The organism is Candidatus Acidiferrales bacterium (genome assembly GCA_036514995.1).
GTDB lineage: Bacteria > Acidobacteriota > Terriglobia > Acidiferrales > DATBWB01 > DATBWB01.
The window spans coordinates 1-20750 of record DATBWB010000032.1 but is presented as its reverse complement, the minus strand read 5'-3'; the positions used below and the strand labels follow the sequence as shown (position 1 = coordinate 20750).

General features: G+C 59.6%; 19 protein-coding genes. 14 read left to right on the top strand and 5 right to left on the bottom strand.

Annotated features, from left to right (window positions below):
* Positions 1 to 8: 8 nt before the first annotated feature.
* Genes VIH17_02650 through VIH17_02630 form a run of 5 tightly spaced genes read left to right on the top strand, consistent with a single transcriptional unit; the run spans position 9 to position 3519 of the window.
* Complete coding sequence (locus tag VIH17_02650) at positions 9 to 956, top strand: prephenate dehydrogenase/arogenate dehydrogenase family protein (GenBank protein HEY4682131.1); 948 nt, start codon at positions 9 to 11, stop codon at positions 954 to 956.
* Entirely contained in the window at positions 953 to 1729 is a 777-nt protein-coding gene (locus tag VIH17_02645) for a hypothetical protein (GenBank protein ID HEY4682130.1), read from the top strand. The genes VIH17_02650 and VIH17_02645 overlap by 4 nt, the downstream gene beginning before the upstream one ends.
* On the top strand, positions 1726 to 2424 hold the full coding sequence (locus VIH17_02640) for a CoA transferase subunit A (GenBank protein ID HEY4682129.1): 699 nt from the start codon (positions 1726 to 1728) through the stop codon (positions 2422 to 2424). Before VIH17_02645 ends, VIH17_02640 begins: the two co-directional genes overlap by 4 nt.
* A gap of 58 nt (positions 2425 to 2482) precedes the next feature.
* Positions 2483 to 3157, top strand: a complete 675-nt coding sequence (locus VIH17_02635; GenBank protein HEY4682128.1) for a CoA transferase subunit B — start codon at positions 2483 to 2485, stop codon at positions 3155 to 3157.
* Positions 3158 to 3210: 53 nt separating this feature from the next.
* Positions 3211 to 3519 carry a hypothetical protein gene (locus VIH17_02630; GenBank protein ID HEY4682127.1) on the top strand — a complete coding sequence of 103 codons (309 nt, stop codon included), beginning with the start codon at positions 3211 to 3213 and terminating at the stop codon, positions 3517 to 3519.
* A 61-nt stretch (positions 3520 to 3580) separates the two neighbouring features.
* Here VIH17_02630 and VIH17_02625 read toward each other — a convergent pair whose 3' ends face one another.
* From VIH17_02625 to VIH17_02610, 4 genes are all read right to left on the bottom strand, one after another.
* Positions 3581 to 4054 carry a hypothetical protein gene (locus VIH17_02625; GenBank protein ID HEY4682126.1) on the bottom strand — a complete coding sequence of 158 codons (474 nt, stop codon included), beginning with the start codon at positions 4052 to 4054 and terminating at the stop codon, positions 3581 to 3583.
* A gap of 217 nt (positions 4055 to 4271) precedes the next feature.
* Complete coding sequence (locus tag VIH17_02620; GenBank protein ID HEY4682125.1) at positions 4272 to 4736, bottom strand: hypothetical protein; 465 nt, start codon at positions 4734 to 4736, stop codon at positions 4272 to 4274.
* Between the two features lie 16 nt (positions 4737 to 4752).
* Positions 4753 to 5220 (bottom strand): hypothetical protein, encoded by a 468-nt coding sequence (locus tag VIH17_02615; protein HEY4682124.1) that lies wholly within the window; start codon positions 5218 to 5220, stop codon positions 4753 to 4755.
* Between the two features lie 440 nt (positions 5221 to 5660).
* A complete protein-coding gene (locus VIH17_02610) occupies positions 5661 to 7700 on the bottom strand; it encodes a radical SAM protein (GenBank protein ID HEY4682123.1) in 2040 nt (679 codons plus the stop codon).
* 834 nt (positions 7701 to 8534) lie between these two features.
* On the opposite strand from VIH17_02610, the gene VIH17_02605 reads away from it, so the two are divergent.
* The 6 genes from VIH17_02605 (at position 8535) to VIH17_02580 (ending at position 16090) form a co-directional block, all read left to right on the top strand.
* Positions 8535 to 10235 (top strand): radical SAM protein, encoded by a 1701-nt coding sequence (locus VIH17_02605; GenBank protein ID HEY4682122.1) that lies wholly within the window; start codon positions 8535 to 8537, stop codon positions 10233 to 10235.
* A gap of 382 nt (positions 10236 to 10617) precedes the next feature.
* Positions 10618 to 12240, top strand: coding sequence for a radical SAM protein (locus VIH17_02600; GenBank protein ID HEY4682121.1), 1623 nt, complete (start codon positions 10618 to 10620; stop codon positions 12238 to 12240).
* A gap of 198 nt (positions 12241 to 12438) precedes the next feature.
* Positions 12439 to 12903, top strand: a complete 465-nt coding sequence (locus tag VIH17_02595) for a gamma-glutamylcyclotransferase family protein (protein ID HEY4682120.1) — start codon at positions 12439 to 12441, stop codon at positions 12901 to 12903.
* A 10-nt stretch (positions 12904 to 12913) separates the two neighbouring features.
* Complete coding sequence (locus VIH17_02590; GenBank protein HEY4682119.1) at positions 12914 to 14707, top strand: acyl-CoA dehydrogenase family protein; 1794 nt, start codon at positions 12914 to 12916, stop codon at positions 14705 to 14707.
* Positions 14708 to 14824: 117 nt separating this feature from the next.
* A complete protein-coding gene (locus VIH17_02585) occupies positions 14825 to 15373 on the top strand; it encodes a hypothetical protein (protein HEY4682118.1) in 549 nt (182 codons plus the stop codon).
* 480 nt (positions 15374 to 15853) lie between these two features.
* Complete coding sequence (locus tag VIH17_02580; GenBank protein ID HEY4682117.1) at positions 15854 to 16090, top strand: hypothetical protein; 237 nt, start codon at positions 15854 to 15856, stop codon at positions 16088 to 16090.
* Here the strand turns inward: VIH17_02580 and VIH17_02575 are convergent.
* Positions 16084 to 16866 (bottom strand): SDR family NAD(P)-dependent oxidoreductase, encoded by a 783-nt coding sequence (locus VIH17_02575; protein ID HEY4682116.1) that lies wholly within the window; start codon positions 16864 to 16866, stop codon positions 16084 to 16086. The genes VIH17_02580 and VIH17_02575 overlap by 7 nt on opposite strands.
* Positions 16867 to 17267: 401 nt before the next feature.
* Between VIH17_02575 and ispH the strand changes: the two genes are divergently transcribed.
* The 3 genes from ispH (at position 17268) to VIH17_02560 (ending at position 20638) form a co-directional block, all read left to right on the top strand.
* The gene (gene ispH, locus VIH17_02570) at positions 17268 to 18206 is read left to right on the top strand and encodes a 4-hydroxy-3-methylbut-2-enyl diphosphate reductase (GenBank protein HEY4682115.1); all 939 of its coding nucleotides are present in this window, start codon (positions 17268 to 17270) and stop codon (positions 18204 to 18206) included.
* 72 nt (positions 18207 to 18278) lie between these two features.
* Positions 18279 to 19604, top strand: a complete 1326-nt coding sequence (locus tag VIH17_02565; GenBank protein HEY4682114.1) for an arginase family protein — start codon at positions 18279 to 18281, stop codon at positions 19602 to 19604.
* Positions 19605 to 19765: 161 nt separating this feature from the next.
* Entirely contained in the window at positions 19766 to 20638 is an 873-nt protein-coding gene (locus tag VIH17_02560) for an NAD(P)-dependent oxidoreductase (protein ID HEY4682113.1), read from the top strand.
* The last annotated feature ends 112 nt before the right edge of the window (positions 20639 to 20750 follow it).

Sequence of the window (20750 nt, the reverse complement as noted above, 5' to 3'; positions counted from 1 at the left end):
GATGCCGGGTGGGTGAGATCAAGAACTGCGAGGAGCAGGAACGAATCCGATCCTCAACCGCCATGCCTTCATTTCGAAAAGTAGCGATCCTCGGCACGGGGCTCATCGGCGGGTCGTTCGGATTGGCTTTGCGGCGTGCCGGCTTCGGGGGGGCGATTGTGGGGTGGGATCGCTCGGAAATTCTCGACCGGGCGGAAGCGCGGGGCGCGATCGATAGCGGTTGTACCGGTCTCGAGGCCGCTGTCAAAGACGCCGATCTGGTCTTGCTTTCAGCGCCCGTGGGAATGATTATCGAGCTGTCAACGCAACTGCCGAGCCGTGTTTCACCAGGCGCTCTGGTAACCGACACGGGCAGCACCAAACAAGAAATCTGCAGGATCGGCTTCCGCGCATTTGCCGGGAAGGCCGCCCTCTTTCTCGGCGGGCACCCCATGGCCGGGAAAGCGCCCTCGGGCATCGAACAGGCCGACGAAAAGCTCTTTGCCGGTACAGTCTTCGTCCTGGTCGGGGAAAGCGAAGCAGCTCGTTCCGACGCGCGGGCTCAGAAGTATCTTGAGCTTTTGCGCTCGCTTGGGACAGAGCCGGTGTGGATGGACGCCGAAACGCACGATTGGGCGGTGGCGATGGTGAGCCATCTCCCGCAACTGGTCTCGACGGCCATGGCGGCGGTGGTGGCGGATGAGACGGACGAGGATGGTCTGCCGGTGAAGCTGGCGGGACAAGGATTCGCGGATTTGACCCGGCTCGCCTCCAGCCCGCCTGAAATGTGGCGCGATATTTGTCTCACCAACCAAGAAAATATCGGCCGCGCGCTCGATCGGCTGATCGCCCGGCTTGAGGATGTGCGCCGGTCGCTGGCCTCGCGCGATCTGGAAGAGGTTTTCCGGCGCGCCCAGCTCCTCCGCCGCCCGGAAAAGAGCGAGGGACGCATGAGCCAGAAAAAGGACCGAGGGTGAAACCGGGCCGACTCTGGATGGCGATACTGCTGCTGATGGCTCTGGTCGGCTGCCTGAAGTCCAGCCCGCGACGCGACCGCACGATTCCCTGGCGCAAAGATTTCTCCCGCACTTACGCGGTGGACTTTGACGGCAACCGGCGACCGCGTCAAGTTACGGTAAACGCAGTCTATTCCGAGGACCTTCTTAAAACCTTGCTGTTTTCGGTGGATGGCGCCGCCGTCCAGACTCTTGATCTCGGCGCCGACGTGATCACCGAACTTCAAATTTTGAAACCCGACCACAGAGATGCTCGCGAGCTGCTGGTGATTGTCACCGGGCTTATCAGCTCGGCCGGCGGCCCGGTGGTCCATGCCTTTTGGTGGGATGCCAAGACGGGGAAACTTCAGTTTGACAGCATGGGGACGGTGCCTGACGATGATGAGTTCCAGTCGCGCCGGCTGGAGGAGATTGACTTGAACCGGGACGGACACACTGATCTCACGACGGCGCAAGTCATTAACCTCGAAGGCTACCGCCACTCCGACTTGCCCGTCTGGATTTCCTATTGGAATTGGAACTGGCACCGGCGCAAGTGGGAGTTGGCAGTAGGCGAGTTTCAGGGAGTCTATCAACAGCAGTTGGGCGACCTGCGCGATCTGCTCAGCCAGAACAGCGCTTGCTCGCCCGAAGAGCAAGCGGATTGCGAGGTCAATCGCTCGGTTCTCGAAGAGGTGATCGGCGAGAAAGAAGAGTCGCTCGGTCTCTCCGGACCTCCAAGGAGGGCGAAATGAACAAGGTGGTTTCCAGCGCCGATGTCGCCGTTGCCCGCGTGCAGGACGGCGCCACGATCATGATGGGCGGTTTTGGCCTCTGCGGCATTCCGGAAAATTTGATTGCCGCGCTGCGCCGCAAAGGTGTCCGCAATCTTACGGTCATGTCCAATAATGCCGGGGTGGATGACTTCGGCATCGGCCTGCTGCTCGAGACCCGGCAGGTGAAGAAGATGATTTCCACTTACGTCGGCGAGAACAGACTTTTCGAGGCATTGGTCCTCAAGGGCGAACTGGAGATTGAGCTTAACCCCCAGGGAACGTTTGCCGAGCGGATTCGGGCCGGCGGCGCGGGGATCCCGGCGTTCTACACGCCCACCGCCTACGGAACCCTGGTCGCCGAAGGGAAAGAGGTGCGCGAGTTTGACGGCAAACCCTATGTCATGGAGCGAGCTCTGCTGGCGGATTTTGCCTTTATCAAAGCCTGGAAAGGCGACCGCTGGGGCAACCTGGTCTATCGCAAGACGGCGAGAAACTTCAACCCGATGATGGCCACCGCAGCCGGCTACGTCATCGCTGAGGTGGAACGATTGGTGGAAGTCGGCCAGCTCGACCCGGACATGGTGCACACGCCGGGGATCTATGTGGATGCCGTCTTCGAGGGCGCCCGCTACGAGAAGAGAATTGAACGGCGCACGGTCAGCAAAGCCCGTTGATGGGTTCGAGGACGGAAGGCAGCCAGCAAAAACATTTGCGGCGATATTTGAGGTGACAATGGCTACGAAATCGGAAGGCGTGGATAAACGCGAAATCATTGTGAAGAGAATTGCCCGCGAGCTGCGCGACGGCTACTACGTCAACCTTGGCATCGGGTTGCCCACCCTGGTATCCAACTACATTCCGGCGGGCATGGACGTGATCCTGCAATCGGAAAACGGCATGCTCGGCGTCGGCCCGTACCCGCTGGAGGGCGCCGAGGACGCCGACTTGATCAATGCCGGCAAGGAGACAATCACCGAATTGTCCGGCAGCGCCTATTTCTCAAGCGCGGACTCGTTTGCGATGATCCGCGGCGGGCACGTGGACTTGACCGTTCTCGGCGCGCTCGAGGTGGATGAGAAAGGAAACCTTGCCAATTGGATGATTCCGGGGAAAATGGTGAAGGGCATGGGCGGGGCGATGGATTTGGTCGCCGGCGCCAAGCGCGTCATCATCGCCATGGAGCATACCACCCGCGACGGCCAGCCCAAAATCCTGAAAAAGTGCCGGCTGCCGCTGACAGGCGTCGGGGTGGTGAATTTGATTGTGACGGAAATGGCGGTGATCGAAGTCGCGCCCAAAGGTCTGGTGTTGCGGGAAGTGGCGCCGGGAGTGACGGCCGCCGACGTCCAGAAGGCTACGGAAGCAACCCTGGCCATCGCGCCGGACCTTCGAGTGATGGAGGGTTAGCGGACGAGGAGCAGACAGCGCCTTGCGGTAGCGCTCGAGAGGCAGCAGGTCGTATGGAGATTCATTCCATCGTGGTTGTCAGCCTTCACACTCCCAAAGAACGGATCTGGGGAGAGCTGCTTGACTTGAATCCGTCAGGCGTTACCGTGCGAGGGATTGACCTGGAATCGTTTGAAGATTTTGTTCGCCAGGTGCGCGATCCCGAGAGCGTTCAGGTGGGTCCGCCCACTCTCTTTTTTCCGATGCACCGAGTGGAGCGGGTGGCGCTGGATGAGCCGCGCGGGAACATCCCCTCCCTGGCACAGACCTTTGAACACAAGGTGGGCCGCAGCCTCCAGCAGTATCTCTCCCTGTTTGCCTGATTTCCCGAAACGTAATTGTGGGCACAGAAAAGGCTTGCCGCGCGAGTGAGGGGAGAAGGTTTTAGTTCTTCGCCGCGTTAGCTTGCGATGGCTGGCTGTTCTTAGCCTGTTTCTCAGCCTTTTCGATGTCTCGCAACAGCCGCCGCACGGCTCGCTCCGCCGCGAAGCCGATGGCGCCCTTGGTCTTTCCCTTGGCGCTCTCCTGGCTGGTGGCCCAGAGGATGTCCCCTTCCTTGTCCACCACCCGAAGGGTCACCGCGGCGTATTGTTTGACTTCGGAAGAAGACAGGCTCTCATGGTCGGAACCAGTCACGCCAGTGGAGACTGAGGATGACGCCGAGCTGCTTGCAGAACCCATCCGGGAAGATGATGATTCTGACCCGGCGACACGCCGGCCGAATCCGATGCCTTCGGATTCGGAGCGGTACGTGCTCTCGCTTCGCTCGGTGATGGAACCTTTCAGGACGACGTCGGCTCGCTCACAATTCTCGGTGAGCGAAAAGCGTTTCGACTCGAACAGCTTTGCGATCACCATCTCTTGCACCTGGATCCCCAGCGGGTCCTCTCCGAAGTTCCGGACACAAATCCTTTTAACTTGGAGGATCCTCGGGTCGATGGCGGGCTCGTTCTGCGGTGTTGTATTCGGCTTTTCTTGACCGCTGCCCGAGCTGTGGAAAAGCAACACGATCCCCGCGAGGAAGAAGCCTAATGCTCTCCTCTTTCGTGCGGGACCAACCCGGCTGCGTTTGGGGCTAGCCATGAACGTGCTTGCGTGCTTCCTCGGATTCATATTCCACCTTCTTGCCGCTGCGGGCTTCAATCACAGTGATGATAGTTTTCGCGGTCCCCTTGGGCAGCTCCAGGACTATGCCTTGGGGTTTATCGTTCTCGTCCGTGAAACCAACGGTGAGGAAATGCTTTCTCTTCTTGGAGAACAATGCCCAAATGGTGAGGGTAATCGCCACGCCCAATCGCCGCCCGGCCTTTTGTCCGTACTCGAGCGAGGTAACGTTCTCATAGGGGATCTCAAACTTGCCTTTAGGCGACTGGAAGACCAATGCCTTTTCCTGAGTGGTGTCGAGGCCTCCGACCGTACCCTCCGGCAGGTTGGGGATCGTCCCGCCCACGTACATGACCTCTTTTCCACGGACGGCTGCGAAGGCACAAGGGCCCATGAAGAACGAAGCAATGAGTAGAGCTGCGACACACTTCCTCATTTGCTCCACCTCCCTGCTATTGCTTCGCGGCGTGTTTCTTAGCTTCCTCGGATTCGTATTCCACCTTCTTGCCGCTCTTCGTCTCGAGCGTGGAAAGGGTCTCGCGCACGACTCCCTTGGCCAGCTCGAGGACGGCGCCCTGTTTCTTCCCTGCTTCGTCAAGGAAGCCGATAGTCAGGAAATGCTTGCGCTTCTTTGAGAACAGGAAAAGCGGATTCACCGCAAGGGCCACACCCACGCGCCGTCCGGCCTTCTGCCCATACTCCAAGGATTCGATCTTGGCGTAGGGAATCGTGAGCTTGGTGTCGTTCTTGGCCACAAACACGGCGGCACCTTCCTGAAGGTCGAGTTTTCCTTGTGTTTTTTCTGGTAAGGTGGCAATCGTTCCACCGACATATTTCGCCGCTTTACCGCGGACAGCCGCGATGGCTGTGGCTTGGCCTGCGAGACACAGGATCACCAGCAAACAAACGAATCGTTTCATGCGGATGGGCCTCCTTCCAAAAGGAGTCCTGTGGGTAGTGCTGCGGTTCATCGAAGCATATAGTGACTGCGCTGTCAAGCTCCGGCTATCGCAAGTCGTATTTGCTGGCCGCTTGTGTTGTTGTCTGCTCCAATGCTATGCCATAGCCAACTCGCGCAGCGCCGGACTAGGGTAGGAAAAACAGAGGTACGATGTTGAGGTTCTTTTGAAGTACTGACGCCTTTGGCGCAAACAGTTGAAACCGAACTGGAATTGACAGCTAGTGCCGTTCCAACTATTTTGGGCTAAGTTCTTCATGGACTCAGCACGTATGACTAATTATGTCGCTCCAGCGCGCTATTCTGCTCAATTAGTTGGAACGGCACTAGCAAAAAAGCGGGCCGGCATCACTGCCGGCCCACCCTCCAGTTGCGACGATCTTGACTCTTCCAGTTCAGGTCTTAGCTTTTCCCGATCTGGACCAAGGGCTCGCCCTTCTTGTGCAGCACCATTTCCTCATAGTATTGCCGCACCTGGGCCGCTTCCCAGGCAGCCTTGCGGCGAAGTCTCTCCTCCTCGGCTGCCGTTTGCGGCCCCTCGCCCTTCGTGCGCACCCGGGCCGCGTCTTCGGCATTGATCTGGAGGGAGTGCTCGTAACTGTCCAAATTGACCTTCTTGCCCTTGGCGTAGATCTCGTGCTTGCCGTGGGTCCTGTACCACTCGGCCACGGTGGCGTTCTTGTGCATATTCTCGATGATCTTGCGCCAGCCCACGCCGGTATTGTAAGCGCAGAAGGAGATCTCGCCTTCCTGGGTAGCGTAAGGGATGATGCACATCTCGGTGCGGCGGAAGTCATAGTTAAAGAGATCCTGGAACCACATCCCGGCGACGAACAGAAAATTCCACGGATCCTGGCGACGTTTGACGGTATCGGCAAAGGTCCGGTCGGGGGAGGAATTGCCATACTTCTTCTTCGCGTCGCCGACCACAGCGAAGGACTTGTCAAACTTCTTGAGCAAGTCGAGCAGCGTCAGGCTGGGCGGGGCCTTGAACGGCTTGTAGTGCTTCAGGAGAGCCAAGCCCATCATGAAGGCGGAAAAATACTTGTTCCGGGCAGCGTCGGTGATCTTCCGCATATCGGCCACCAGGCCGGGAATATCCAGGAATTGCGGCACCGGAGCCATTTCTTTGGTCTCTTTATTGATCATCAGGGCGGTACCCACCCCGCAGTTCGGGTGGCAGCCGCAGCTCACTTGCCCCCAGTCCGCCTCCGGCCCGTGGACGATGTCGGCAAAATCGGCGAACGCCCCCATGAGCGAGATCGGGAACCAATCGCGGGTCGGCTCGGTAAGGCCCGTCTGCTTTTTCACGTCCTGGGCCAAATGGGAGAGGGTATAGCGCTGCCGCAGTCGCCGCTCAGGAGTGATGTCTTCATCCCGTCCGGTAAACGAGACCGGCTGAAAGGCGATGAAAGCGATCTTCTTGGGGTTCTCCCGGGCGAAGTTGATGATGGGCCCCACCTGGTCGTTGTTCACCCCGTTGATGAGGGTGATGACCAGGATAATCTCGATCCCAGCCTCATACATGTTGTTGATGGCCCGCAACTTCACATCGAAGAGATTGCCCACCTGGCGGTGGCTGTTGGCATCATTGCCGATGCCGTCGAATTGCAGGTAGGCATACCGCAAACCCGCTTCGTAGGCCCGCCGGCAAAACTCTTTGCTCTTGGCGAACTCGATGCCGTTGGTGGCCGACTGTACGCTGTTGTACCCCAATTGGCGAGCATAGCGGATGGCGTCAATGAAGTAAGGGGACATCGTCGGTTCGCCGCCGGAAAACTGGACCGACATCTGACGACGAGGTTTGATCTTGAGGGAGTTGTCCAGAATCTCTTTGATTTCATCCCAGCCCAGCTCATGGACAAATCCCACTTGATTGGCATCCATAAAGCAGGGATCGCACATCATGTTGCAGCGGTTGGTGAGGTCCACGGTGAGCACCGAACCGCGGCCATGCCGGATGGAACTGCTGCCGTGGTTGTGGAGGTCTTTGTCGTTGTGAGCCGGAATATCCCGGCCGGGGAAGTTCTTCTCAATCCACTCGAGGAACCGCGAGTCGATGGCCATAATGTCTTCATACGTGCCGTGCTTCGGGCAGTGCTTGACCATCCAGACCTGGCCGTTACGTTCGATGATGTTGGCCTTGATCTCGCCGACGTGCTCTTGGATGAGGGTTCTCCAATCCTGCTCGTTGCTCAAGATCCGCTCGCGCGCTTCCTTGACACATCCGGGACAGAGCGAATCGGTGGTCCGGGGCCATCCCAGAGGAGGTTTGGTTTTTTGCCAGGATTTCAGCAGCGGCTTGTCCGACCACTTGGGAGTGAACGAGGGATTGGGTCTGTACCTGTTAAAGAACTGGATCGCATCGAAGGCCACACCAGCGCCAAAACTTACAACCCGGTCGACGTATTTTAATGCCCGCTTGCCTGCGATTTTCGGCATGATGATGTTTCCTCTCTTTCGTGACAGCGAATGTCGCCTCGCTCAAGGAAGCGAAAAACCTCTCGACGCCCAATGACATTGAATTCCAGCTATAGTCGTGTACGTCTCCCGAACTCAAATCTGCTCCACTGCCTGAGCGGCAGCCTACGAGAAAGGAAAGCCCACCTCGCGGCCATGTTACCAAACTGGCCGTCGAACAAGAACATCACCCTACACCCAACTCCTTAATTCCCCAGTATCTTAGGCCGTCCGGCCAGGCGCGATAAGCCAAACTCAGTGGACGGCAAAAAGTCTTGGTTCGATGGCAGGAAAGCGCAGTAAATGGTTCCGGCCAAGCCTCCGCTCCTTGTATGTTTTGCGCGTTAGCTACGCCGGAGGCAGAGGACCTGGCAGGAAGCCTCTAAGGACATTTCCGTTTTCCACTAGGGGCAGAGTTTGACTTTGCGGCTACACCGCAGCGAACACCTTTCGAAGAGAGCCGGACATCATCCTCATTTCCTACAAAGGCTTAGCTTCACGTCGCTGCCGAAGATTCCGTTTAATGGCCTGGGAGTGCAGTTCAGACTTAGAATTGCGCCGTTCGGCCCAAAGCCATAGATTCCGTTCGATGGATAAAACTGCCGTTCAGTTCATAAATTGCGCCGATCGGCGCAAAAGCCTGTACGGCTTTCGGGGTTATGCGGAATATGCTAGATGAGAAGTAACTTATGTCTCGCCCAAAGGGCACCGGGGGCGAGAATGGGCAAGCAAGTTCGGCTTCATAGATTCCATCCATATTTCGTAGCCATGGGAAGCTTGCCCGTCGCGGATTGACTCGTCTTCGAGGAGGCAGAAGTGAGCACCCAGGCGTACGCTCCTGCACCGAAAAGGAGCTTCCAGGCACTCCAACCAGAGACCACCTATACCGGCTCCCGCATTGATGTCATCCACAGAGGCCTGCCCAAGATTACGCAATCGTTGTGTCCAGAATGTCTTCGGGTGATTGAGGCGCGGGAGTTTGAGGAAGAGGGCAAGGTCTTCATGGAAAAGACCTGTCCTCATCACGGATATTTCAAGGACCTGGTCTATTCCGACGTCAAGCTCTATCTCAAGATGGAGCAGTGGACGTTCGGGGACAACCGGGGGCTGACGAACCCGGCGATTCCGAACGCCACCCGTTGCCCGGAGCAGTGCGGTCTGTGCTCGATGCACACCTCCCACACCGGCCTGGCCAACGTGGATCTGACGAACCGTTGCAACATGACCTGTCCGGTTTGCTTTGCTAACGCCAACGCCGCTGGCTATCTCTACGAGCCCTCGTTTGAGCAAGTGCGGAAGATGCTCCAGGCGCTGCGCAACGAGCGGCCGGTAGCCGGCCGCATCGTCCAGTTCTCCGGCGGCGAGCCGACCATCTACCCGCACTTTCACGACGTCCTGCGCCTGGCCAAGGAAATGGGCTTCACCCACATCCAAGCGGCCACCAACGGGATCATGTTCAACGACCTCGCGTTCGCCATCGCGGCGAAGGAAGCGGGTCTGCACAGCCTTTATCTGCAATTCGATGGCGTTTGCGACGACATCTACAAGCGCATCCGCGGGGAATCGCTTTGGGAGAAAAAGCTCCTGACCATCGAGAACGTGCGCAAGGCGGGCATGAAAATCGTCTTTGTGCCGACGATCGTGAAGGGGCTGAACGACCATCAGATCGGCGACATCATCAGGCTGGCGCTCGAAAACATTGACGTGGTCAGCGGCATCAGCTTCCAGCCGGTGACCTTTACCGGACGCATCACCAGGAAGGAGCGCGAGGCCAAGCGCTTCACGCTGGCGGACGTGGCCAAGGCGGTGGAAGAACAAACCGGACTGGCGAACGCCCAGGAAGACTTTTTCCCCCTCGCCTGCGTGACCCCCTTCAGCAAGCTCCTCAGCACGCTGCGCGGCGAGGAGACCATCACTCTCACCTGCCATCCGCACTGCTCCATGGGCACTTACTTCTTTGTGGACCAGGAGACCAAGCAGGCTGTCCCGGTGACCCGGTTCGTGGACCTGGGCGCGATGTTGCAGGAGATTGACATGCTGGCTCGTTCTGCCGACAAGGCCCGGTTCAAGTTCTTCAGCAAAATCAGGACGTGGAACGTGCTCAAGAAATACTACCATGAGGATCGCGCCCCGCGCGGGCTGACGTTCACCAAGTTCCTGCAGACCTTGCAGGGCATGACGGACAAGGACTATGGCCGCGGCGAGAAGGACGGGGACTTCACTTACAAGACGCTCATGGTTGCCGGCATGCACTTCATGGACAGTTACAACTACGACATCGAGCGCGTAAAGCGCTGCGTCATCCACTACGCTGCGCCAAACGGGTTGATTTATCCCTTCTGCGCTTACAACTCCGGTCCGGCGTACCGGGAAATGATTGAGAAGAAGTATTCCATCCCGTTTGAGGAGCAGCTCACGCGGTTTGAATTGTCGGGAGGCGGGGCTGGGTGCGGCCAGACGCAATCCGAGCCGAGCTCAGGCACCGCGCAGTTGAGCGCAGCGCCCGCCAAGGGTTAGGGTCGGCCCCGCCCCGGCGGCGGGGTTGCTTGGGCCATGCCCGTCTACGAGTACGTTTGCAAGGACTGCAAGAGCCACTACGAAAAGATTGTGCTTGACGGTGGGCGGGGCCAGATCACCTGTCCCGTCTGTGCCAGCCCGAATCAAACCCTCCAGTTTTCTGTCTTTGGTTCTCCGAAAAACTCCCTCGACCGCTCGGCAGGCAGCAGCCCAGGCTGCGCCTGTACGCCGATGACGTGCGGATGTTCGGAAAAGCACTGACGGGGAAAGGTATCCTTTTGCAGGATCGCTGTATCCAATGCAATAGGCCAGGCAGGCAATTGTTCACTAAGCCCCGGCGTCGGGAGAAAGCTCCACCCGCATGCGTGGGGAAGGAGTCAAAATGGCGGAGATCAGAAAGATTCTGACCGCAAAGCGTCCTCAAGTCGCCAGACTCACTCAACCTCTTGATTTCGAGCGGCACAAGTTTGAGGACTATCTTTCTAGCCCTTATATGCGTAAGTTCCTCAGGCTGCTGACGGAGCGTCGCGCGGATGGCACCTGCTACCTGGAGAAGGTCTTCTCCACCTACGACCGGCCCTATGCCAGCCTTGGCGAACGCCTCAAGTATTCCCTCCCGCATCATGTGATCGAGATCTTTCGCTCCAAAGCGGGGGTGGATAAGGAAGTCCTGAAAGAAAAAGTCTTTCACCATCTTCCCACCGTGCGATCGCTGGTGAACACGGCGAAATCCATCGCCGCCTTTGGCTTGACGACGCCGCAGCGTTTCGTGGCGCCACTCCTCGTCGTCTGGAACATCACCCAGGCCTGCAACCTGACCTGTAAGCATTGCTACCAGGACGCCAGCCACAAGCCACTGGCCGACGAGTTGACCTGGGAGGAGAAGCGCCATGTGCTGGATCAGTTGGCGGACAACTACGTTCCCTTCATTGCCTTCGCCGGCGGGGAGCCGCTCGTCTGCAAAGATATCTGGAAGGTGCTCGAGCATTGCCAGAAGCGGAAAATACATGCGACGGTCGCCACCAATGGCACCATGTTGACCAAGGAAGTGTGCCAACGGCTGGCCGAATTGGGCGTGAAATACGTCGAAGTGTCGCTCGACTCCATTCATGCGGAGGAACATGACGCCTTTCGCGGGCTCAAGGGTGCCTGGCACCGGTCAGTTCAAGGCATCAAGAACGTTGTGGCCACTCCCGGCCTGCGGGCGGGTATGGCCGCCTGTTTCACCCGCGCCAACGCCCATATCGCCGATGACATGATCAACTTGGCCAAAGACCTCGGCTGCAACACGTTTGTGCACTTCAATTTCATCCCGGTGGGCCGCGGCAAGGAGATGGCCCCATTCGATTTGACCCCGGCCCAGCGCGAAAATCTTCTGCGCACGCTGAACAAGCATTTGCAGGAAGGCGAAATTTCCATCATGTCCACGGCGCCACAGTTCGGCCGCGCTTGCATCGCCCACGGACCGTTAGACGGCCTGATGGCCACCGGGCACGCGGGCTCAGGCAAGGGCAAGCAGGCCAAGACGCTGTCGAAATATATCGGCGGCTGTGGCGCAGGCCGCTGTTACTGCTCCTTCCAACCCAACGGCAAGGTCAATCCCTGCGTCTATATGCCTTCCCAGGAGGTGGGCGACCTCCGCCGGCAGCGGTTTGCCGACATCTGGAACAACTCGTTGTTTGAGGTGTTGGCGGACCGCGAGGACCGGGGTGATCACTGTGGCGTCTGTGATTATCGCCATTACTGCGGCGGCTGCCGCGCTCGCGCCGTCAGTTACACCGGTGACGTCCAGGCTGGCGACCCGGGCTGCGTTTATAACATCAACGTTTGGGATGAGATTACTGCTGCGGCTTCGAACCAACTCCCCGTCCTCGGCGCCAACCCCTCCCCGGACAATCTCCTGGCCGGCGTGACCTCAGGGGCGCTGACCCAAAAGAATGCTCCCGACGTCTTGCTGACCCAACTGACCACCGTGTTGGATGACGTAGTGGGCCAGCTCAACTGAGTTCCTTTTACCTGGGATGGGGAACCCATGCCCGCCGCCTGAGGCGGAGGGCGTTTTGTTTGGGATTTCCTCGGCGGAGCGTGAGGTGGCGAAGCGCCGGCGAGCGATTACCCCATTGCTCTCTAGGCCCGAACCCGATAACATGAAGCGGGTACATCCGCAAGTAAGTCTGTTCATTCCTTGACCGAACGAGGTTTCATGGCCGAGCGAAACATTTGGTATTTCGCGTATGGCTCGAGCATGTTGCGCGCGCAAATTGCGCAACGGCTCGGCGCCGACAAGATTCAGGAAGAACGAGCCGCCCGACTTGACAATCACGAATTGATTTTCACCAAAGAAGTTCGCGGTGGATCGGGCAGCGCCAGCATTCAAACCTCGCCCGGCAACACCGTCTTCGGTGTCCTTTACCGCCTGCCGGAATCGGCACTCAAGATTCTCGACCGCTTCGAAGGCGTGCCGATGCACTACCGCCGCATCGAAGCGAGCGTCACCTTGCTCGAAGGCGACGGCCAGAAAATTGCCGCCTCCGTCTATATCGCCGCCAAGCCCAAGCGGGGTCTCAAGCCCGACCGCCTCTATCTGCAAAAACTGATCGAGGGCGCCACCGAACATCAGTTGCCGCCTGACTATATCGAGAAATTAAAATCCTTCCCCATCAGGTGAGGAGCAAATCATGGCTACCATCACGACCACCGCCAAAGCGCAACCGAAAGGCGGGGCTTTCTTGATTGAAGCCCTCCGGCCCGAGGATGTCTTCACCCCGGAAGAGCTTACTGACCAGCACAAGCTGATCGGCCAGACGGCAGAGGAATTCGTCCGACAGGAAGTTTTGCCCCTCGTTGCTGACCTGGAAGTGCACAAAGAGGGCGCCATGGCGAGCCTCATGAAGAAGGCGGGCGAGGTGGGTCTGCTCGGCGGCGGCGTGCCGGAATCGTATGACGGTGCGGGGCTCGACAAAATTTCTACCACCGTGCTGGCGGAAAAGGTGACTGGTTACGGTTCCTTCTTGGCCTCGCACGGCGGCCATTCCGGAATAGGCACGCTCCCCATCGTTTATTTCGGCACCGAAGCGCAGAAGAAAAAGTATCTGCCCAAGCTGGCGACGGGCGAGTGGTTGTCCTGCTACTGCCTGACCGAACCCCATGCCGGTTCGGACGCCCTGGCGGCGCGCACCCGCGCCGACCTGACCCCGGACGGAAAATATTACGTCCTGAATGGCCAGAAGATATGGATCACCAATGGCGGCTTTGCCGATGTCTTCATCATCTTTGCCAAGGTGGGTGGCGAAAAATTTTCTTGCTTTATCGTCGAGCGCAGCATGCCCGGCGTGCAGATCGGCCCCGAAGAAAAAAAGATGGGCCTCAAGGGCAGTTCGACCGTCCCCATTTTCCTGGAGAATGCGAAAGTGCCGGCGGAAAATCTACTCGGCGAAGTCGGCCGCGGCCACATTGTGGCGTTCAATATTCTAAATGTGGGGCGGTTCAACCTGGGGGCCTACTGCCTCGGCGGTTCGAAACAAGTGGTGGCCGAGTCCATCAAGTACGCCAAGGAGCGCACCGCGTTTGGGAAAGCGATCGCTGAGTTCGGCCTTATCCGGCAAAAGATCTCGGAGATGGTGGCTCAAACCTTTGTTCTCGACGCCATGATCTACCGCACTGCCGGAATGATTGACGGCGCCCTCGGCGCAGTGGATTGGTCTTCCGCCGATGCCCCCCAGCGGGTGATGAAGGCCCTGGAGGAGTATGCCGTCGAGTGTTCCGTCAACAAGGTTTACGGCAGCGAAGTCCTGGACTTTGTCGTGGACGAGGCGGTGCAGATCTTTGGCGGCTACGGCTACCACCAGGACTATCCGGTCGAGCGCGCCTACCGCGACTCGCGCGTGAATCGCATCTTCGAAGGCACGAACGAGATCAACCGGATGCTGATCACCGGCATGCTGCTCAAGCGAGCGATGAGCGGAGCCTTGCCGCTGATTTCGGCGGCCCAGAAGATTGCCGATGAAGTGCTCGCTGGGCCGGGCTTCGAGGAACCGTCCGCCGAACCGCTGGCTGCCGAAGTCAAAGCCGTCCAGAACGCAAAGAAGATTTTTCTGCAAGCATCGGGTACCGCGGTGCAAAAGTATATGGACAAGATCAGCGACCAGCAGGAGGTCCTGGCCGGGCTGGCGGAGATCGTGATGGAGGTCTATGCCATGGAATCGGCGACGTTGCGAGCGCAGAAGATGCTGGCTCGAAAAGCGTCGTCGGCCCCGGTCGCCCTGGCTGCCTGCCAGTCCTTTGTCTATGACGCGGCTGATCGGGTCGAGAAGAATGCGCGGACGGTGCTCTCGGCTGTCACGGAGGGCGACATGCTGCGCACCCAGCTTGCCGTCTTGAAGCGCTTCTCCAAGCGCGAGCCGGTCAATACCATCGCCCTCCACGAGCAGATTGCCAAAGCGGCGATCGAGGCCGGTCGGTACCCCTTCTGAGAGTTCCAGTCGGCCATCCGCTGCCAGTCCCGGCAGGTCGGGGCCAGCCCACCAGCGCGGCCCGGATGCATTCTTGATTGGCTTCAGGCTGCGGACGTTCGATGGCGGATTATCCTGATGGCTTTGGTTTCCCGTCCCCCCATTCGCGCCGGGTGGCTCGTTGAGCTTGCCCGGCCATATCTCCGCGGCTACGAGGTCTATCCGAACACGAGCGGCGGGCTTTGGGGATATTTCTTCAAGCGAGCCGCCGGTCGAATCGGCTTGGGCTTTTTTTCCGGTTTCCTTCTGTCGCCACACCATCGCGCCTATCTCTCCGTCGAAACTCCCGCTTGCCTCGTGTTTGCTTTCGTTCATCCGGTGAGTTGGGCGGTTCATCGGCGATTGGTGCAGGCAAAGGAGAGTTTGTTTCGGAGAACGGCGAGCTATATCTCCTGGTTGACGCCCCGGAAACCGCGCTGGCAATTTCTCGAAGACAAATTACCGGCGCTCTACCGGGCGGAGAGCATGGACGAGTGGCCGCGGCGACGGTACGAACACTACGCCCGCAATTTCTTTACGGAAAGTTTTGCCCTGCTTGTTCGCAGCGGGCTTGTCCGGGAGCTGTTGCGTCTTTCCATCCACAAATCAGAGTTTCGGCGCGTGGATCGCTCACGGCGAGTGGGCTGAATCTCTGGAGCGAGTGGCTTTCGGTCAGCAGCCGCCGGATGCCTGCATAGGGAATTGTGGGGCTAAAGCCCGATACCCCTAAACGAAAGTCCCAGACAATCTTTGGCAGTTTTTGGAAAAGGCAAAACTTGGCTCATGCGGGCAATTCGTGAGGCCGAGGGTCGAAAACGACAAAAAATGTCACCCCTGCACGGACCGATTCCGAAATTGGAAGTGAGCTACAGAACTAGTACAACTCCTAGTACATTGGTAGGATTGAGTTTAGAGCGGGGGGCAGCGGAAAATCGAACCATGGGCAGGAAGCTTTTTGGGTTCGCCAGGAATCTAATACAGAGAGGCCAAAAGAGCCTTTGGCTGAAGTCTAGGGCGACCGACGACCGGAGGCTTCTTGCTTTGGGGAGCCGATTGCTCCCCCCTGTAGCGAACCCATGGGAGATCGTATTTCGTCCCGAGGAGGAATGAGTTTCAGGCCAACCCCCTATGATCTATCAAATTGAAGAATACCTCACCATCTTGATGCTTGTGGCGCTGGTGTTCGGCGGCTTGACGGTAATGGCGGCGCCAGCGGTGCTGCTGAGCGAGGCCGTGCGCAGCCTGCGCCACCGGTTCCGGTTTGTGCCGGTTGCGGCGGCACGTCGTCGCCGGCGCAAGAGGGCGCTGGTCGCGCCGCTCACGGGGCGCCCGGTGGCTGCCGAGGCCTCCGAATCCGCTCAATAAAACACAAATCCCCCATCTACGTTGATCGCCTGGCCGGTGATCGCGCTCGAATCCTGGCTCGCCAGGAAGAGCGCGGCGCCGGCCACCTCCTCGGGGAGTTGCGGTCGCCGGAGGAGAATACTTTCCCGGGTGCTCTTGTCGAGTTGCTCGGGACTGACAGCGAGTCTGGCGGTGAGTTTCTCGCCCACCTCCTCATACATCTTCGTTTTTTCAATCACCCCCGGGCAGAGCGCGTTCACGCGCACGCCGTCTATTCCTGCCTCAGCCGCCACGGTGCGCGTCAGCGCAAGCAGACCCGCCTTGGAAGCTCCGTAGGCAGCGTTGAAAGCAAAGGCATGCTTGCCCGAGACGCTCGAGATGTTGATGATCGCTCCCCCTTTTCTCTTTTTCATTTCCGGGATGACCAGGCGGATGAAAAGGAAAGCGCCGCGCAGATTGACGGCGATAACCCGGTCAAAATCTTCGAGCAAGATGTTTTCAACGTTGTCCAGAGGCCCGTAGATGCCGGCATTGTTCACCAGCACATCGATGGGGCCAAGTTGCGCTCGCGTTGCCGTCACCACTTTTTGGACGTCGCTCTCGCTCGCGACATCAGCCGCCATGCCGGCCGCCTTTCCGCCGGCACGAAGGATTTCATGAACTACCTTTTCGAGCTCAGGCGCGGTGCGGCTGGTCACCATCACCGCCGCCCCTTCCCGGGCAAACCGCAAAGCAATGGCGCGGCCGATACCGCGACCTCCGCCGGTAATGAGCGCAACTTTTCCTTGAAGCTTCATACCTTCCTCCGCTATAGGAAAGCAGGGAGAATACGGCTGCCCGGTTCGATTTGCAAGCCAGGGCTGGCAGAAGTTTTGGCAAGCCAGTCCTGGCAAACCCCGCCTGGGTCGCCTTCTCTAGCAGGATGGTGAAAAAGTGGCCTATGTGTCGTTCCGAGCGAAGCCCTGCACCGTCCGGTGCAGGGCGAAGCGAGGAATCTGCTTGAGGTTCTCCCGCGCTCAAAAAGAAAGCAGATTCCTCGCGTCGGCCAAGAGCGCCGACCCTCGGAATGACAGCCCCGGGACGTTTTTCAGCACCCTACTAAAAGCTGTAAATTGTTTCGGTTCCAAGGCCGTTTTTGCGGTAAGATGATTCTTTGGATCGTCGGAGCGGAAACTTTCCGGCGGTGCGAGCTTCGTCTATGTCGAAAACAGTTTTGCTGGTGCGGCCACGCGGCTTTTGCGCCGGGGTGGTGCGGGCGGTGGAAATTGTTGAGCTCTCGCTTGAGGTCTTTGGCCGGCCCGTTTACGTCTTTCACGAAATTGTTCATAACCGCTACGTCGTCGAAGAGCTGCGGCGGAAAGGGGCCGTCTTTGTTGAATCGCTCGAGGAAGTCCCGCCTGGCCAGACGGTCGTCTTCAGCGCTCATGGGGTTTCTCCGGCGGTGCGAGGGGCAGCTCAAAAGCGCGGGCTGCGGGTCATTGACGCCACTTGTCCGCTCGTGACGAAGGTGCACCTGGAGGCTTTGCGTTTTGCCCGCGAGGGTCGAACCATCGTCCTGATCGGCCATCGGCATCATCAAGAGATCGTGGGGACTTCGGGCGAAGCCCCGGAGCGCACCGTGGTGGTGGGGAGCGTCGAGGATGTGGATGGGCTTCAGGTGGAAGATCCGGAGCGGCTCGCCTATTTGACGCAGACAACATTGAGCCTATACGATACCCAGGAAATCGTGACGCGGCTCCGACAGCGTTTTCCCAAGATCGTTGGTCCGCCCGCCGACGACATTTGCTATGCGACCCAGAATCGCCAGGAGGCAGTCGAGCGGCTGGCCAGGCAGACGCAACTGGTGCTGGTGGTGGGCTCGGCCAACAGCTCGAATTCCAATCGGCTTGTCGAGGTGGCTCGGCGCGCCGGAGCCCGAGCCTGCCTGATCGAGGACGAGGAGTCGATTCGCCGGGAATGGATGGATGGCGTGGACAGCATCGGGGTTACGGCCGGTGCTTCTGCCCCGGAGGTTCTGGTCGAACGGGTTACCAGGCGGCTCAAGGAAACTGGCTTTGAGCGCTTGCGCGACCTGGAGTTGATCGCCGAGGATGTTCGATTTATGCTGCCGGCCGAGCTGGCCACCCATTCGGGCTGAAGTTTTAGGCAATCCTTAAGATACGGCGCCGCCGGTAACCCCACGGTTCCAAATTCTTCCCGAGGTTCGAGCTTGGCATTCAAGATTGCTCGCTACCCGAACAAGATTGCAGTGATTGGGGCGCCCACCAGCGCCGCCGCGCTACAGGCCGGACATGAGCGCGCGCCCGCTGCGCTGCGCGCCGCCGGGTTGATCGCGCAACTGGAGCAGGCAGGCTACGAGGTCACCGACCTGGGCGACTGCGCGACGCAGGTCTTCCAGCCCGACGACGAGCATCCCCGCGCGCGCAACGTTTCCGGCGTGCTGGCGGCGCTGAATGAACTGCGGCCGCGCGTCGAGCAGGCCGTGAAGTCGGGCGCGCTGCCGCTGGTGCTGGGGGGCGACTGCTCGATCGCGCTCGCCACGCTGGCTGGGCTCCGACGCTACTTCCGCTCGCTCAGCCTGGTGTGGATGGACCGCGATGCCGACCTGAACATCCCGGCGACAACTCCCTCCGGTTGCCTGGACGGTATGGTGGTGTCGCACATCGTGGGTCGCGGCGCAGCCGAGCTGGTGCGCTTCTGGAGCGAGCTGCCGCTGGTCCGCGAACCGGATGTGGTGCTGTTCGGCACGGACCGGCTCGACCCGCCGGAGGAGGAGTTCCTGAGCCGCTCGCCCATCCGCCACTATCCCGCCGCGGACGTTTTGCGCCAAGGTGCGGCAGTGGCGACCCAGGCCGCGCTCGAGCGCGTCCATGCCACGAGCCGCGAGTTCCTGCTGCACCTCGACGTTGACGTAATTTCCGCCGACGACTTTCGCGCCACCAACTACGCCGCGACGGGCGGGTTGCGGCTAGTCGACGTGCGGGCCGCCCTTGGCGTGTTTGCGCGGCGGAAGACTCTCGCCGCTCTGGAAGTCACCGTTTACAATCCCGAACTCGACCCCGATGGCAGCGCGGCGCAGCTTCTGGTGGAATTGCTCGTGGGGGCGCTGGCCGAGCGGCTGCAAGCGCTTGCCGCAGCAGAAGCGGCCGCGCCTGCTCCGAGAGTGGTCAAGCTTGAGCCAGCGGAAGTCAAAGAAGCGTTGGAAGAGAAAGAAGCCGAGCCCGCGGTTGCGGCGGAGGCGGTGTCCGAGGCTGCTGCTGAGCCGCCTGCCCCGCCGGGTGAATTGGCGCCCGCCCCGATTCCATCAGAGCCGGCGCAACTGGCGGTCGAGCCGGCGGTCACGATCCCGGCGGAAGAGGCGACACCCCCGCCTGAGGGAGAAGCGGTTGAAGCCACCCCTGTCGAACCGGCCGAAGCGGTCGCGAGCGAATCCGCCGTTCACGGTCCGCCTGAGGCGGATTCACGGCAAGCCGAGACAACGCAGCCCGAAGCGCCCGGCGAAGCTCCCGAAACGCCCAAACCGCCCTCCGAGTAGTCCGCTCGACACTCCCGCGCGACGGAGGGATTCGTGGTGAGCATTCCCGGAAGCCTTATCGTCGCGCTGGTCTCCTTCATCCCGCCTCGGCGGGATTGAAGCCCTGTCCGCCTCGGGGGACTTTCACTGCCGGATCAGGGACGACCGAGTGAGGTGACTTGATGAAACCCCACGTTGGATTTATCGGCCTTGGCCTGATTGGTTTGCCGATGGCGCGCCATGTTCTCCATGCCGGCTTTCCTCTTACGGTATTCAATCGCACGCGCTCGAAGGCCGAGTCGCTCGAAAAACAGGGAGCGCGAGTGGCCTCGAGTCCAGGCGAGGCAGCCGCCGAGGCCGATGTGCTGGTTACCGTGGTAAGCGATCCGCCGGCGCTTGAAGAGGTGATGCTTGGCGAAAAGGGCGCCGCCGAAGGTTTGCGCGCCGGTTCCACCTGGGTGGATTGCAGCACGGTATCGCCCGCTTTAGAGCGCAAGCTGACCGCCACGCTCGAAAAGCGCGGCGTGGAAACACTGGACGCGCCGATTACCGGCGGCACCTGGGGCGCGGAGAAAGGCGAACTGGTTTTCATGGTGGGCGGGAAGGCCGCGGTGCTCGAGAAAATGCGGCCGGTTTTCCAAGCCATGGGGAAACAAATATTCCTCATGGGCGACCACGGCTCGGGTCAAGCCACCAAGCTCGGTCTGAACCTCATCATGGCCGCTACCCTGGGGGTGTTCTGTGAGGCGATTTCTCTGGTGGCTCGCGCCGGGATCGACCGCGAGCGGATGTTCGAGCTTATCCAGTCGAGCATGGCGCGAGCCGGGATCATTGACATCAAGGCGCCGCTGATTTTCAAAGGCGACTTCTCGCCGAGCTTTCCCCTGCGGCTAATGCACAAAGACCTCGGACTGGCTCTCGAACTCGGCAACCAACTGCATGTGCCCATGCCGATTGCGGCGGCGACCCGCGAGGTCTTCAACGCCACCCGCGCCCTGGGCCACTCCGACGCCGATTATTCCGTCATCGCAAAGTTCTTTGAACAGCCTGCGTAGCGGCCGCCTTCTGGCGGGCATTGTCTGCTTCTCACGGAACTTCGAGACCGCGCCCAAGTTGGGGCTCCCGCTTCCAGCACCGTCAGCGTTTTGCCGCTTGACGATTTACGAT

Bases quoted from the DNA above. Each gene is read 5' to 3' on its own strand.
- VIH17_02640 (HEY4682129.1), top strand. From the start codon at position 1,726: ATGAACAAGGTGGTTTCCAGCGCCGATGTCGCCGTTGCCCGCGTGCAG.
- VIH17_02635 (HEY4682128.1), top strand. From the start codon at position 2,483: ATGGCTACGAAATCGGAAGGCGTGGATAAACGCGAAATCATTGTGAAG.
- VIH17_02630 (HEY4682127.1), top strand. From the start codon at position 3,211: ATGGAGATTCATTCCATCGTGGTTGTCAGCCTTCACACTCCCAAAGAA.
- VIH17_02625 (HEY4682126.1), bottom strand. From the start codon at position 4,054: ATGGTGATCGCAAAGCTGTTCGAGTCGAAACGCTTTTCGCTCACCGAG.
- VIH17_02620 (HEY4682125.1), bottom strand. From the start codon at position 4,736: ATGAGGAAGTGTGTCGCAGCTCTACTCATTGCTTCGTTCTTCATGGGC.
- VIH17_02615 (HEY4682124.1), bottom strand. From the start codon at position 5,220: ATGAAACGATTCGTTTGTTTGCTGGTGATCCTGTGTCTCGCAGGCCAA.
- VIH17_02610 (HEY4682123.1), bottom strand. From the start codon at position 7,700: ATGCCGAAAATCGCAGGCAAGCGGGCATTAAAATACGTCGACCGGGTT.
- VIH17_02600 (HEY4682121.1), top strand. From the start codon at position 10,618: ATGGCGGAGATCAGAAAGATTCTGACCGCAAAGCGTCCTCAAGTCGCC.
- VIH17_02595 (HEY4682120.1), top strand. From the start codon at position 12,439: ATGGCCGAGCGAAACATTTGGTATTTCGCGTATGGCTCGAGCATGTTG.
- VIH17_02590 (HEY4682119.1), top strand. From the start codon at position 12,914: ATGGCTACCATCACGACCACCGCCAAAGCGCAACCGAAAGGCGGGGCT.
- VIH17_02585 (HEY4682118.1), top strand. From the start codon at position 14,825: ATGGCTTTGGTTTCCCGTCCCCCCATTCGCGCCGGGTGGCTCGTTGAG.
- VIH17_02580 (HEY4682117.1), top strand. From the start codon at position 15,854: ATGATCTATCAAATTGAAGAATACCTCACCATCTTGATGCTTGTGGCG.
- VIH17_02575 (HEY4682116.1), bottom strand. From the start codon at position 16,866: ATGAAGCTTCAAGGAAAAGTTGCGCTCATTACCGGCGGAGGTCGCGGT.
- ispH (HEY4682115.1), top strand. From the start codon at position 17,268: ATGTCGAAAACAGTTTTGCTGGTGCGGCCACGCGGCTTTTGCGCCGGG.
- VIH17_02560 (HEY4682113.1), top strand. From the start codon at position 19,766: ATGAAACCCCACGTTGGATTTATCGGCCTTGGCCTGATTGGTTTGCCG.